Source organism: Sorangium sp. So ce381 (assembly GCF_051473845.1).
Taxonomy (GTDB): Bacteria; Myxococcota_A; Polyangia; order Polyangiales; family Polyangiaceae; genus Sorangium; species Sorangium atrum.
In genome coordinates this window covers 9,541,624-9,555,087 of record NZ_CP150336.1, presented here as the reverse complement: position 1 = coordinate 9,555,087, position 13,464 = coordinate 9,541,624, and the positions used below count along the sequence as shown (strand labels likewise).

The following is a 13,464-nucleotide window of genomic DNA, read 5'->3' as shown; positions in this document are numbered from 1 at the left end:
CGCCCTACGCCATGACCAGCGAGCGTGCTCTACGCGACGTCGAACGACTGCCGCTATAACCGCGATTCGCCGCTCGCGAAGCCGGAGTGAGGCGCGGCGGGGATCGGAAGCGGGCTGCCTCGGCGCACACGCCGCGTTCGCGGCGCTGGCGGCTTGATCGAGGTCGGGGCTCGCGGCGCTGGCCGCTCGGCGCAGGTCCAGTATGCTCCCGGCCGCCCGTGGGACCCTGGCCGCCGTCATGCCGCTGATCGTCGTCGAGGATTTGCGCAAGGCGTACCGGGTCGCCGAGCGCCGGCCGGGCGCCCTGGGCGCGCTCGCCGGGCTCGTGCGCCCGCGCTACCGCGCCGTCGACGCGCTCGCGGGCGTCTCGTTCTCGCTCGAGCGGGGCGAGCTCGTCGGGTACATCGGGCCGAACGGCGCCGGCAAGTCGACGACGGTCAAGATCCTGGCGGGCATCCTCGTGCCGGACTCGGGGCGATGCGAGGTGGCCGGCCGCGTCCCGTGGCGCGAGCGCATCGCGCACGTGGGGCGCCTCGGCGTCGTGTTCGGCCAGCGCACCCAGCTCCTGTGGGATCTGCCGGTGATCGACTCGTTCGAGCTCCTCCGGGACATCTACCGCGTGGGCGCGGCCGAGCACGCCCGCGCGCGCGACGAGCTCGTCGCGATGCTCGACCTCGGGCCGCTGCTCGACACGCCGGTGCGGCAGCTCAGCCTCGGCCAGCGCATGCGGTGCGATCTCGCGGCCGCGCTGCTCCACGCGCCCGACCTGCTCTTCCTCGACGAGCCCACGATAGGCCTCGACGCCGTCTCGAAGCTCGCGGTGCGCCGCTTCGTGCAGCGGCTCAACCGCGAGCGCGGCGTCACGGTGATCCTGACGACGCACGACATGGATGACATCGAGGCCCTCTGCTCGCGGGTCATCCTCATCGCCGGGGGGCGGGTGCTCTCGGACGGCTCGCTCGAGGCGCTGCGCGCGCAGGTCACCGCGGAGCGCTGGCTCATCGTGGACCTGGCGGACCCCGCGGCGGAGATCGCCGAGCCGCGCGCCGAGGTGATCCGCCGCGAGGGCGCCCGCGTGACGCTGCGCTTCGACCCCGCCGCGATCTCGACGGCGGAGCTGGTCGGGCGCGTCACGGCCCGCTATCCGGTGCGCGACCTCCTGGTGCAGAACCCGCCCATCGACGAGATCGTGGCGCGGCTCTACGGCGAGGGCGGTGAGGCGGGGGCGCCGCCGTGAGCGCGCCGTTCGAGAGCTTTGCGGGCAATTGGGCCGCCTGTGTCGCCGTGTTTCGGGCGCGCTGCCGCGCGCTCCTGCAGTACCGCGCCGCGGCCGCGGCCGGGTTCGGCACGCAGCTGTTCTGGGGGTTCATCAAGGTCATGGTGCTCGAGGCGTTCTACGGGAACGCCATGTCGGGCGCCCCGCCGCCGATGGCGCTCGGGCAGGCGATCACGTACACGTGGCTCGGACAGGCGTTCTTCCAGCTGCTGCCGTTCTCGACGAACCCCGATCCCGAGGTGCGCGAGCTGATCCGCACCGGCGCGGTGGGCTACGAGCTGGCGCGCCCGCTCGATCTGCACGCGCTCTGGCTCGCCCGCGCGCTCGCCGCGCGTGTCGCGCCGACGTTGCTGCGCGCGGTCCCGATGTTCGCTGTCGCGGTGCCGCTCCTCGGCATGGCGCTGCCGCCGTCGCTGGCCGCCGCGGGCGCGTGGGCGGCGGCGATGGTCGGCGCGGCGGCGCTCGTGGGCGCGTTCGCGACGGCGGTGACGTCGACGATGCTGTGGACGACGTCCGGCGACGGGATTGCGCGGATCGTGCCGTCGCTCGTGCTCGTCGCCTCCGGCATGATCGTGCCGCTGCCGCTGTTTCCGCCGTGGATGCTGCCGTGGCTCGATGCGCTGCCGTTCCGGGGCATGGTCGACGCGCCGTTCCGGCTCTACCTCGGGCACCTGCCCGCGGGGGCGCTCCCGGGCGTGCTGCTGCACCAGGCGCTGTGGACCGCCGCGTTCGTGGCGCTCGGCAGGGCGATGGTCGCGCGCGGCCTGCGCCGGCTCGTGGTGCAGGGCGGCTGACGGAGGAAGAGCAGGCGAGATGTCGCTCGATGCAACGAGGCTTTACCTCCGGCTCGCCGCCGCGTCGCTGCGGGCGCAGATGCAGTATCGCGCGTCGTTCGTGATGTGGTCGGTCGGGCAGTTCATCACGGTGGGCATCGAGCTGCTCGGGGCGTGGGCGCTGTTCGACCGGTTCGGCGCGGTCCGGGGGTGGCGCTTCGCGGAGGTGGCGCTGCTGTTCGGCCTCGTCAACGTCTCGTTCGCGCTCGCCGAGTCGTTCGGCCGCGGGTTCGACACCTTCTCCGCGATGGTGAGATCGGGCGATTTCGACAGGCTCCTCCTGCGCCCGCGCTCCACGGCGTTCCAGGTCGCCACCGGGGAGTTCCAGTTCCTGCGCGCAGGGCGGCTCGCCGTAGGCCTCGTGATGCTCCTGTGGGCCGGTAGCGCGCTCAGCGTGGGGTGGACAGCGGCCAGGCTGGCGCTGCTCGCCGGCGCGGTTGTCGGCGGCGCCTGCGTGTTCTACGGGCTCCTCGTGCTCCAGGCCACGCTGTGCTTCTGGACGATCGAGTCGCTGGAGATCATGAACGCGTTGACCTATGGCGGCACGGAAGCGGCGCAGTACCCGCTGACCCTGTACCGCGACTGGTTCCGGCGCTTCTTCACGTTCGTCGTGCCGCTCGCGTTCGTGAGCTACATCCCCGCGGGCGCGCTGCTCGATCGCCCCACGGTCCCGGCGCTGCCCGAGGCCGCGCGCTGGGCGTCGCCGCTCGTGGGGGTGGCGTTCCTGCTCGTGTCGCTGCGCATCTGGCGCTTCGGGGAGCGGCGGTACCAGTCCTCCGGGTCCTAAAATACCGGTCACGTTGTTCAAGCGAGAAATGAACCGCCAAGGCGCCATAAGACGCCAGGAGAATAACAAAGTATCTTGGCGTCTCATGGCGTTTCATGGCGTCTTGGTGGTTCGAATTTCTGCGATTTTCATGTAGTTTCAAGCTGTTTGTCGCTATGACGCCGCTGCGGGAAGTCGCCCCGATTCCGTAGCGGAAAAACGGGTCGCCACGGGACGTTCGCCTCTTGCTGCGCCAGCGAATATCAAAGCTCGTGTTCTGTGGGCGCCCGTTCTCTGCGCAAGAAATACAGAACGGTGGCGCCCTCGTCCCGGGTGTCCACCTGGATCTCCATCGTTGCGAGCGATCCGCGGCCCAATGTAAGCTGGATGAACTTGTCGCTGGGAATGCGTGGCCATCGGGGGTGGGTCAGCTTCGCGCGGCAAAGCCTGGAGGAACAGACGACGTCGTCGACGCTGAGCTGTGGACCCAGCTGCTCGGAGATCACCCGTGTGATCACCGGCTCTGTCTCACGACGCCATGCTGGGTCGGGCGGCTCGGTGTCGACTCGAGCGCTCAAGCCGTCCCAGAACGCGATTCGCGCCTCGTGCACCGAGCGCTCCTCTTCCTCGGGATCGAGCGGCTCTCGCACGTCCGCACCGTCGAGCTCTTCGCCTTCCTGCTCGCCGCCGGCGCGAAGCCGGCCGGAGTCGAAGGTCTCGGCCGTGCCGTCGCCGGCCGAGCCACGCTGCGAAGGGATGGTAGCCTTCAATGTCGGAGCTCGTGGCCGACGAGCTTCGCGTTCCAAGGCCGCGAGTCGCTGACCGTCCTTCGAGCTCGGGACGCCCGCGTGTTCGCTTGCCGAGGGGGCCGAAACGCGACCCAGAACGTATGCACCCGCCAGCGCTGCAATGCCGGCTAGCAGAATGAACAGCCGGTGTGGTCGTCGTTCAATCACTGGTCACCACGTGGATGCACCGAGCTCATGGCCTTCATGGCTCGACTCGGACCATTCGACTCAAGCTAGAAGTTGCGGCCGCTTGACGCTCGTGCCCGGTGCCTCTATAGCCGCCAAACCCTCGCCGCCCAAGGATCTCAGCGTGTCGATCAAGGACCATCTCTCCATCTCATCCGAGGTCAGGAAAGCGCTCGCTGGCCGCCGGCCGGTGGTCGCGCTGGAGTCGACCATCATCACGCACGGCATGCCGTATCCGCAGAACCTCGAGATGGTGCAGCGCGTGGAGGCGGTAGTCCGCCGGAACGGCGCCGTGCCGGCGACGATCGCCATCATGGACGGCAAGCTCGAGGTCGGCGTGAAGGGGGGCGATCTCGAGCGGCTGGCCAGGGGGGGCGGCAAGGCGGCCAAGGCCTCGCGGCGCGACGTGGCGGCGCTCCTGGTCCTGGGCGGGCTGGCCGGGACGACCGTGGCGACCACGATGATGGCGGCGGCCTGGGCCGGTATCCAGGTGTTCGCCACCGGGGGCATCGGCGGCGTGCATCGCGGGGCGGAGACGACCTTCGACATCTCCGCCGACCTCGAGGAGCTGAGTCATACGCAGGTGGCGGTGGTCTGCGCGGGGGCCAAATCGATCCTCGATATCCCCAAGACGCTGGAGACGCTGGAGACCCAGGGCGTTCCGGTCCTGGGCTACAAGACCGAGGACTTCCCGGCATTCTGGGCGCGGCAGAGCGGGCAGAAGGTGGACCACAGGATCGAGAGCGCCGAGGAAGCGGCCAGGGTCATCGCGCTGCAGTTCGAGCTCGGCATGGGCGGGGTCCTGGTGGCCAACCCGATCCCCGAGAGCCATGCCATGGACGCCAGGGCGATCGAGGCGCGGATCGAGGAGGCGATCCGGTGCGCCGAGGCAGAGGGGGTGAGCCGGAAGGACCTGACGCCGTTCCTCTTGAAGCGCATCTTCGAGCTCACCGAGGGCAAGAGCCTCATCGCGAACATCGCCCTGGTCGAGAACAACGCGGCGGTGGCGGCGGAGATCGCGGTGGCGATGAGCGAGCTCGGGGCCAGGCGCAAGTCGAAGTCGAAGTCGAAGTCGAAGTCGAAGTCGAAGTCGAAGTCGAAGTCGAAAGCGAAGTCGAAGCCGAAGCCGAAGGCCAAGGCATGAGCGAGGCCGGCCGCGTGCTCGTGGTGGGCGACGTGATGACGGACGTGATCGTCCGCCCCGAGGGGCCGCTGGTGCGCGGCTCGGACCGGCGCGCCAAGATCGAGAGCCGCCCCGGAGGCTCGGGGGCCAACCAGGCGGTGTGGCTCGGCTCGATGGGAGCGAAGGTGTCGTTCGTCGCCCGGGTCGGAGCCAGGGACAAGCCGCATCTCGAAGCCTATTTCAGGAGCTTCCATGTCGACCCGATCCTCGTGGCCGACCCGCAGAACCCGTCGGGCGTGCTGGTCATCCTCGTCGACGCCGACGGGGAGCGGAGCTTCCTCACCGACCGTGGGGCGAACCTCGCGCTCGAGCCTTCGGACATGCCGGTGGGGCTCCTGGACGAGACGCGGCTGGTGCTCCTCTCGGGTTATTCGCTCTTCGCCGAAGGGCCTCGGCGGGCAGCGCTGCGGCTCGCCGAAGAGGCGCGGCGCCGCGGCGTCCCGATCGCCCTCGACGCCGCGTCCGTGGGCTTCCTGCGGGAGGTGAGGGTCGGGGACTTCCTTGAGTGGACACGAGGGATGTCGACGCTGCTCGCCAACGCCGACGAGGCAGAGGCGCTCTCGGGCACGGGTGACCTCACAGCGCAGATGATCGCGCTGGGCGCCTATTTCGAGCGGGTGATCATCAAGCGTGGCGCGCGGGGCGCGGCGGTGGGCGGACGGCAGGGCGTGCGCCTCGACGAGCCGGCGCCTCAGGTCGAGGTGGTGGACACGACCGGGGCCGGCGATGCGTTCGCGGCCGGGTTCATCACCGCGGAGCTCCAGGGCGCGCGCGAGGCGGAGTGCCTGCGGCGCGGGATCGAGGCGGGATCGAGGGCGGTGAAGCAGCTGGGTGGGCAGCCGGAGCAGACGGCGTGCTGAGCGGCGATCAGCTCGCCCGCGCCTCCGCTGCGGCCGCAGCCTCGAGCGCCGCGGCGAGCTCTGCGTCCTTCGCAGCGATCCGCGTGGACGCCGGCCGGCTGCACACCCGCGCGACGTAGTCCGTCACCTCCGGCAGCTCGGGCACGAGCTTGAACTTCACCATCCACTCCAGCGCCTTGCCCCAGAGGACGTCGGCCGCCGTGAATCGATCGCCGAGCAGATACGGCCCCTTCCGGAGCGCCTCCGCCACCACGCCGAACATCGTATCGAAATCTCCGTACGGAGACATCGCGGCCGGGGCCGGATCGCGCTTCATCGCCCGATCGACGATGGCCGGCTCGAAGCACGAGCCGTAGTACGCGATCCACCGGAGGTACGGCCCGCGCAGCGGATCCCCGATGGCCGGGGTCAGGCCGGCCTCCGGGAACAGATCGGCGAGGTAAATGACGATCGCGACCTGCTCGGTGACGAGCGCGCCGTCGTGCAGGATCGCGGGCACCTTCCCGAGCGGGTTCACGGCGAGGTAAGGGGCCTTGCGCTGCTCGCCGGCCTTCATGTTCAGCACGCGGAGCTCGTGGGGCGCGCCCAGCTCCTCGAGCAGGATGCGCGTGCCCGCCGAGCGCGAGTTCGGGGAATGGAACAAGACGAGGTTGCCCCTCGGGGTCGTGGTCGAATCAGCCATGTTGCTGCCTCCGGGGCGGACGCTACTGCCACGGCCAGGGCCGGTATTGTAAAAGAGCGCCACGCGCGATCATGAGCCGGACCATCACCCCCGAGGACCCCACCCGCGGCATCTTGAACCCGGCCGCCGGTCTCCAGCGCTTCGAGCTGCACCGCCAAGCGCCCGCGCCGGACCTGGCCAGGCTCGTCGACTGGCACTGGGTCGTCCGCTGGTCGCTCGCCGCTCCTTTCGAGCAGGAGGTCTTGCCGCACCCCTGCGTCAACCTGGCCATCGAGGCGCCGGGCTCGGCGGTGCACGGCATCGGAACCCGGCGCGAGGTCGTCCGGCTCGAGGGCACGGGGCGCGTCGTCGCGACGAAGTTCAAGCCAGGCGGCTTCTTCCCGTTCGCGCCCCTCCCCATGCGCCGGCTGGTCGACCGCGTCGTCCCCCTCGCCGAGATCTTCGGCGACGCGGCCGGGCCGCTCGAGCGCGCCGCGCTCGACCAGCCGGACGACGCCGTCGCGATCCGCGCCGTGGAGGAGCTCCTGCGCGCGCGCAAGGGGCCGGAGGACGCCGGGCTCGACGAGGCGATGGCGCTCGCCGTCCGCGCGCAGGAAGACCGCGACATCCACCGCGCCGAGCATCTCGCCCGGGTCGCGGGCGTCTCGGTCCGCACGCTGCACCGCGCGTTCGAGCGGTACATCGGCGTCGGGCCCAAGTGGATCATCCGGCGGTCGCGCGTCCACGAGGCCGCGGAGCGCGTGGCCACGGGCGCGGCCGTCGCGTGGGCGGCGCTCGCGCAGGAGCTCGGGTATCATGATCAAGCGCACCTGATCCGGGAATTCAAGGCCCAGGTCGGCTTCACACCGGCCGTCTATGCAGAGCGGTGCGCGGCAGCGAGGTTGAAAGGCGGCCCGCCCGGCGTGAAGGGGTGAGCTGCGGGTTCACGGCCATCCACAGCGCAAGAAGGCTCCATGATGCGCAAGGTCTTGGTTCAATTTTCTCCAGCTGGAAGAACCCGACGGGGCTTGCGTCAACGTTCCTCTATCCATAGCATCCACGCGCCAATCGCGCGCCGTCGTCGGCGACGCCAGCTTTAGAGGTCATCGAACATGCGTCGATTCCAGAATCGCGTTTTCGTGGTCGCGTCGTTCTCTTTGGGGCTGTTCGCGGCCATGCCCGTGTACGCGGCGTCAGTGCAGGCGGTGAGCCGGGCGACGTGGGGAGCGAACGGCGTCCCGAGCTACGTCAACATGAACATCTACGTGCCGGACAAGCTGGCCGAGAACCCGCCCATCGTGGTGGGCTGCCACTCGTGCAGCACGCCGGTGAGCTCGTTCTTCAACAGCATCTCGGGTGTCAAAGCGGGCGCCGACAAGAACGGCTTCATCATCATCCTTCCGGAAGCCACCGGCCGGAACTGCTGGGATGTGGGCACAACGAAATCTCTGACCCACGACGGCGGAGGCGACACGCAGGCCGTCGCTCAGATGGTGAAGTACGCGCTCGAGAAGTACAAAGGCGACCCGAAGCGCGTCTATGTGATGGGCGGCTCGTCCGGCGCAATGATGACGCAAGCCATGCTGGCGGTGTACCCGGACATCTTCCGGGCCGGCGCGGCGAGGGCGGGGGTGGCAGCCGGGTGCTGGGCGGACGGCTTCGACGCGGGCCAGCAATGGAGCAACAACTGCGCGGGGGGCAGGACGAGCAAGTCGGCGCAGCAATGGGGAGACCTGGTCCGCGGGATGTATCCTGGGTATACGGGACATCGCCCCCGCCTCCAGATCTTCCACGGCACGGCGGACGCGACGATCAACTACAAGAACCAGGCCGAGGCGATCAAGGAATGGACGAACGTCCTCGAGCTGAGCGAGACCCCGACCTCGACCGACATGATCACATCGGGCGGGACCACCTATGATCGCCAGTTCTGGAAGAACGAGTGCAACCAGACGGTGTTCGAGGCCTGGTCAGGAAGAAACGGCGCGCACTCCATGGCGTACGAGGCCGACGCCATCCTCGCGTTCTTCGGTCTCGACAAGGCCGGTGGCGCCGATCCGGAGACCGATTGTTCCGAGGCTGCCGGCAGCGGCGGCACGGGCGGCTCGGGCGATGGCTCCGGGGGTGACCAGAACGTCGGCGGCGCCGGGCCTGCTGCGGGGAGCGGTGGCGCCTCGGGTGACGGCGGAGGCGTGGGCGAGGGGGTGACCGTCGGCTCTGGCGGGCAGCCCGCCGGCGGCGGCGAAGTCACCACGACGGGCGGCAGCGACCCGAGCGGAACGAGCGGCACGAGCGGCACGAGCGGAACGAGCGGCGCTGCTGACAGCGCCACCTCCGGCGCGGGCTCGGATTCTGCAGGTGAATCGGGTGAGACAGGCGGGTGCGCGGTCGTCGCCGGCGATTCCAGGCCGAAGAGCTCGTACGCAGCGGTCGTCGCCATGGGGCTTGCGCTGTTGACGCTTCGTCGCCGGCATCGAAACGCCCGGCGCTGACACGTGTCTTGCCGGTGAGCTGAAGTCACCCCTCGATTTTTTTCGAGAGAATTCACAGGGAGGCGGGGAGACGGGGAGGAAAATCCTACAAATCTCCCCGCCTCCCCGCCTCCCTGTTCAATCTTTCTCATGAAATGCCAACAAGGAGGTCTCCGCGCTAGAAGGGCACCTCCGGAATCGGTGCGCGGTCGAGCCCCGGCGTAGTCGTCGGCGGGATTGGCGGCCTCCTGGCAGGAGCGGGGACACCCGTGTGCGGTGGCCTGGGCGTGGCGCTCGACGGCGGCCGTGCTGCCGTGGTGGACGTCGAGGGCGCCGCGGTCTCGCCGGCGACGTCCGCTGCCGAGCCCGTCGCTTCCGCAGCGGGCACCGCGGGCGTCACGCTCTCCAGCGGCTCCGAGGAGCGCCCGACCTCTGCCGACGCGCTGGCGGCGACCTCCTCTGACGCCGGCGCGCCGGCCGAGGCGACCTTCGCGCCTACTCCGTCCCCGCCGCTCGTTCCGCCCCCACCCACCGCGATGGTGACGCCGGCGCCGAGCAGCATCGTCATCGCGATGCCGGCCACCAGCATCGCGCGCTGAGGCCGCTGCTGTCCGGCCTCCTGCGCCGTCGATCCGGCGATGGTCAGGGTGCCGGGGCCCGCCGAGCGGGGCGCGGATGCTGGCTCGTCGAGCTGGGCGGCGTCGAGCGCTATCGTCCCGCTGAGCCTCGGCCGAGCGGTGCTCGGCACGCCGGAGCACGGGGATTGCAGATCCGGAATCGATGGCGACGCCGTGCCCGCGATACGGCGGAGCTCGCCCATCATCTCTCCGATCGACTGGAAGCGCTCCGCCCGCTCGCGGGCCAGCGCCCGCGCGAAGAAGGCGTCGATCTCCGGCGGCAGGTCGGGCGCGATCAGGGACGCGCTGGGCACCGGACCGACCAGGATGTTGGCGATCACGGCGCCTAGCTGGGCCCCCTGAAAGGGCAGCTCGCCGGTGACACCATAGAAGAGGATGACCCCGAGCGACCAGAGATCGCTGCGCTGGTCGATGTCCTTTTCGCCCCGGACTTGCTCCGGGCTCATGTAGTGGGGCGAGCCGAGCAGCTCCCCGGTGCGGGTCACCTCTTCCGTCAGCACCGCGCCCGTCTCCTTGACGATGCCGAAGTCGAGGATCTTGACGACCTCGTCCTGCTCTCCCTCCACACGCACGAGGAACAGGTTCGCAGGCTTGAGATCGCGGTGGACGAGGCCGGCGTCGTGCGCGCGACGGATGGCCTTGCCGGCCTGCAGGAGGATCAGGGTGGCGTCCACGAGAGAGAGCCGGCCGACGCGCTCGAGGCGCGTGCCCAGGTCCTCACCCTGAAGCAGCTCCATCACGAGGTACGGAGTGTCGTCGTCGACGCCAAAGTCCTGGACGTAGACGACGTGTGGGCTTTGAAGGCTCGCTGCGATCCTCGCTTCACGCTCGAAGCGAGCGAGGAACGTCGACGACGCAGCATAGGTCGGGTCCATGAACTTGACCGCGACGAGAGAGCCCAAGTTGACGTGTCGCGCCACCCACACCGAGCCCATCCCGCCGTGCGAGAGAGGTCGCTCAAGACGATACTTCCCACCTACGACGGAATCCGGAGCGAACTGCATGGTGATGGCTTCCTCCTGATAGCCGAGGGGAGGCGAGGGGAGCGTACAGGATAGGAAAGGCGCCGGCCACGATGAGCCGGGAGATGTTAGATGGATTGTCCTTCTGTGCGCCACGTTCCGGGCGCCTCGGGCTCGATACGGCCACGAGATGGCTCCCCGGAGCGCCGTGACAGGCGCGGTCCGACGCGGGCGTCGACAGCGCCGTCGCGGGCGTCGGCAGCGCCGTCGGTGAGTGAAGTTCCTGACAGCAGCGGTGTTCGGCGAGGGGGATGCGCTCGCGACGACGGCGAGCGCGGACGCCGCGCGGGCCGACGCTGCGCGCTGGTGGCGCTCAGGTGGCCGGCGCACCGGGGCCCCGCTTGCGCAGCGCAGCACGCCGGGCCTCCGCGGCGGTCCGCCGGAGCCCGCGCCGCCAGAAACCACGGCGCCCCCACATCCGGACCCCCGCGCGGCAGCACGAGACCGCCTGCGAGATCTATTGCGATCTCCTTGCCTCCGTCTAGAATCCACACTGCAATGAACAAATTATTTTGCAATTCAACTATCATCGTTGCTGGTCTCTCCCTCGCTCTCGGCGTGCTGGCCTGCGGAGAAGACGACAGCCCGGCAGACGGGAGTGGGACGGGCGGGGGCGGCGGGGCGACCACCGGGTCGGGCGGTGGGGTGACCACGGGGTCCGGCGGCGGGGCGACCAGCGGGTCGGGCGGTGGGGCGACCAGCGGGTCGGGCGGCGCGTCGACGTCGACGTCGAGCGGCGGGGTGACGACGGCGTCGGGCGGCGATCCCAATCCCGATCCCGCGAACGCGCGGACCTTCGACCACCGGCACGCGAGCCTGGACGGCATCCCGGCGAGCTGCACCGAGGCGCTCACGTCGGGGGACTTCGTCTTCCATTACGCCCACCGCTCGCACGGCTTCCAGATCATCGTCGGCGCCGAGAGCATCGAGGCGAAGACGCCTACCTACGCCTTCGAGACGGAGTATTGCGACGTCCCGCAGCAGGAAGGCGCCTTCCTGATGTGGGACGGGATGATCGACACCAACCTCATCCCGGGCGAGCAGTACTGGGCGACCGAGGCCGGGATCAACGACGTGCGCACCATCCTCGGCGAGCACCCGGAGATCCGGTACTCGATGTGGGCGTGGTCCTCGGAGATCTCCGAGCAGACCGAGGAGGACGTGCAGCGGTACCTCGACGTGCTCGACGCGCTCGGGGAGGAGTTCCCGGAGGTGACCTTCATCTACATGACGGGGCCCGGCGACGAGGAGTACAACGGCGTGAACCGCACGGAGCGCAACCAGCAGATCCGCGATTTCTGCCGGGATCATGGGAAGATCCTCTATGACTTCGAGGACCTCGACGTCTACGCGGACGGCGAGCGGCACACCGCGACGGTGGACGGCGTCGAGATCCCGATGCAGCACCCGCGTTACGACGTGGAGACGTCCGGCAACACGGAATACGAGCACACCCACACGACCCAGGGCGCCTGCGAGAACAAGGCCATGGCCTTCTGGCGCATGATGGCCGAGCTCGAGGGGTGCGCGCAGTAGCCCCCGAGGTCGGCGGGCGCGCGGGCTGGCGCGCGGCCGCGGCGACGCCGCGAGCCGCTGTCTTTCCTGTCGGTTAAGTCCCGGTTTCCGGCGGAGGACTCCGCCGGATCGCGTCGCTCACGCCTTGCAGGCCGCCTTGCGCCCATGCTACTCGGCTGTCGCACGGGCATGCTCCCCGCGCGCATCCCGCGCAGGGGCGCCGCCTGGCAGCCGATCGGAGGCGGGCCATGGAAAGCGCGATACCGCTCGGGAAAAAGCAGATCATCGACGGCCAGCTGCGGGTCTACTACTACGGTTACTGGATCAAGGCTTACGAGGCGCCGGCCGACACGCTGCTCGCGAAGAAGCGGCTCATCGAGGCGCTGACGCGGCGGCTGTTCAACCACGTCGAGCACGGCATCAACGTCCCAGGAAAACGGCTGGACGAGGCGCGGCTCGCCTTCGAGTCGGAGGCCGATCCGCAGCGGAAGCGCGTCAAGGCCGCCATGCTCGCGGGCGCGATCTTCAATCGGGCGGCGGATATCTTCACCAAGCTCGTCGAGATCCAGGAGCTCGGCGTCACCATCGAGCCCGACAACGCCCTGATGCGCGAGTGCGGAGAGCACCTCCTCGAGGCCCTGACGCTCGGGAAGATGGTGCTCCACCGCAGCGGCGAGGAGGGGCTCGACGAGCTCTGGGGCGAGCCCTTCAAGGCGTTCTCGTTCCCGATCGAGGCGTTCTACAACAGCCGGTATGTCAAGATCGCCCAGAGCATGAGGGCGATCGACGGCATTCGCGACGCGATGATCGCCACCTTCGCGGGCGCGCCGATGTTCGCCGGGCTGGACCGCCTGGCCCGCGAGTTCGCGCACGCGGCCAAGATCAAGTGCGAGACGCTGCGCACCGACGACGACATCTTCGAGGTCTGGACGTCGTTCGTCGTGTCGGCGGAGAAGCTCGCCGCCTTCCGGCCGCTGCTCGGCGAGGACGCCTCGCCCCACGAGCGCGAGCAGGCGGCCCAGGGCGTCGAGCTGATCGTCCGTGGCAAGAACGTGATCTCGTACATCACACGCGCGCGCGTGCCGATGCCCAAGACCACGAGCGAGCTCCTCGAGCGGTACGAGCGCTATCGCGTCACCTACGGCGTCGCGCCCGCGTCCGGGCCCGCGCGCAGCGTCGCCTGAGCGCGCGGGCCGGCGGCGCTCACCCCGGCCTTCTCCTTGTTCAACGATCCTGTCATTGCGTGCCTCGTTGTGATGCGCGCG

General features: G+C 69.6%; 11 protein-coding genes and 1 pseudogene. 9 read left to right on the top strand and 3 right to left on the bottom strand.

Features of this window, described 5'->3' with window-relative positions; all coding sequences use genetic code 11:
- Positions 1-238 precede the first annotated feature (238 nt).
- From WMF29_RS35885 to WMF29_RS35875, 3 genes are read left to right on the top strand one after another with little or no spacing between them, the layout of a single operon-like run.
- The gene (locus tag WMF29_RS35885; protein WP_437324611.1) at positions 239-1,237 is read left to right on the top strand and encodes an ABC transporter ATP-binding protein; all 999 of its coding nucleotides are present in this window, start codon (positions 239-241) and stop codon (positions 1,235-1,237) included.
- On the top strand, positions 1,234-2,070 hold the full coding sequence (locus tag WMF29_RS35880; protein WP_437324610.1) for an ABC transporter permease: 837 nt from the start codon (positions 1,234-1,236) through the stop codon (positions 2,068-2,070). Before WMF29_RS35885 ends, WMF29_RS35880 begins: the two co-directional genes overlap by 4 nt.
- A gap of 19 nt (positions 2,071-2,089) precedes the next feature.
- Complete coding sequence (locus WMF29_RS35875; RefSeq protein WP_437324609.1) at positions 2,090-2,896, top strand: ABC transporter permease; 807 nt, start codon at positions 2,090-2,092, stop codon at positions 2,894-2,896.
- A 242-nt stretch (positions 2,897-3,138) separates the two neighbouring features.
- Here WMF29_RS35875 and WMF29_RS35870 read toward each other — a convergent pair whose 3' ends face one another.
- Complete coding sequence (locus WMF29_RS35870; protein ID WP_437324608.1) at positions 3,139-3,645, bottom strand: hypothetical protein; 507 nt, start codon at positions 3,643-3,645, stop codon at positions 3,139-3,141.
- Positions 3,646-3,979: 334 nt separating this feature from the next.
- Between WMF29_RS35870 and WMF29_RS35865 the strand changes: the two are divergent.
- Both WMF29_RS35865 and WMF29_RS35860 read left to right on the top strand, forming a co-directional pair.
- Positions 3,980-4,888 (top strand): annotated as a pseudogene (locus WMF29_RS35865) (pseudouridine-5'-phosphate glycosidase); the annotation flags it as partial.
- A 101-nt stretch (positions 4,889-4,989) separates the two neighbouring features.
- Positions 4,990-5,892, top strand: coding sequence for a carbohydrate kinase family protein (locus WMF29_RS35860; RefSeq protein WP_437324607.1), 903 nt, complete (start codon positions 4,990-4,992; stop codon positions 5,890-5,892).
- Between the two features lie 7 nt (positions 5,893-5,899).
- On the opposite strand, the gene WMF29_RS35855 is transcribed toward WMF29_RS35860, so the two are convergent.
- Entirely contained in the window at positions 5,900-6,574 is a 675-nt protein-coding gene (locus tag WMF29_RS35855) for a glutathione S-transferase family protein (protein WP_437324606.1), read from the bottom strand.
- A 71-nt stretch (positions 6,575-6,645) separates the two neighbouring features.
- Between WMF29_RS35855 and WMF29_RS35850 the strand changes: the two genes are divergently transcribed.
- Positions 6,646-7,488, top strand: coding sequence for an AraC family transcriptional regulator (locus WMF29_RS35850; RefSeq protein ID WP_437324605.1), 843 nt, complete (start codon positions 6,646-6,648; stop codon positions 7,486-7,488).
- A gap of 177 nt (positions 7,489-7,665) precedes the next feature.
- Positions 7,666-9,045, top strand: a complete 1,380-nt coding sequence (locus WMF29_RS35845; protein ID WP_437324604.1) for an extracellular catalytic domain type 1 short-chain-length polyhydroxyalkanoate depolymerase — start codon at positions 7,666-7,668, stop codon at positions 9,043-9,045.
- Positions 9,046-9,202: 157 nt separating this feature from the next.
- On the opposite strand, the gene WMF29_RS35840 is transcribed toward WMF29_RS35845, so the two are convergent.
- Positions 9,203-10,666, bottom strand: coding sequence for a protein kinase domain-containing protein (locus WMF29_RS35840; RefSeq protein WP_437324603.1), 1,464 nt, complete (start codon positions 10,664-10,666; stop codon positions 9,203-9,205).
- 576 nt (positions 10,667-11,242) lie between these two features.
- On the opposite strand from WMF29_RS35840, the gene WMF29_RS35835 reads away from it, so the two are divergent.
- Both WMF29_RS35835 and WMF29_RS35830 read left to right on the top strand, forming a co-directional pair.
- Complete coding sequence (locus WMF29_RS35835) at positions 11,243-12,220, top strand: hypothetical protein (RefSeq protein ID WP_437324602.1); 978 nt, start codon at positions 11,243-11,245, stop codon at positions 12,218-12,220.
- A gap of 227 nt (positions 12,221-12,447) precedes the next feature.
- Entirely contained in the window at positions 12,448-13,383 is a 936-nt protein-coding gene (locus WMF29_RS35830) for a hypothetical protein (RefSeq protein ID WP_437324601.1), read from the top strand.
- Positions 13,384-13,464: the final 81 nt, after the last annotated feature.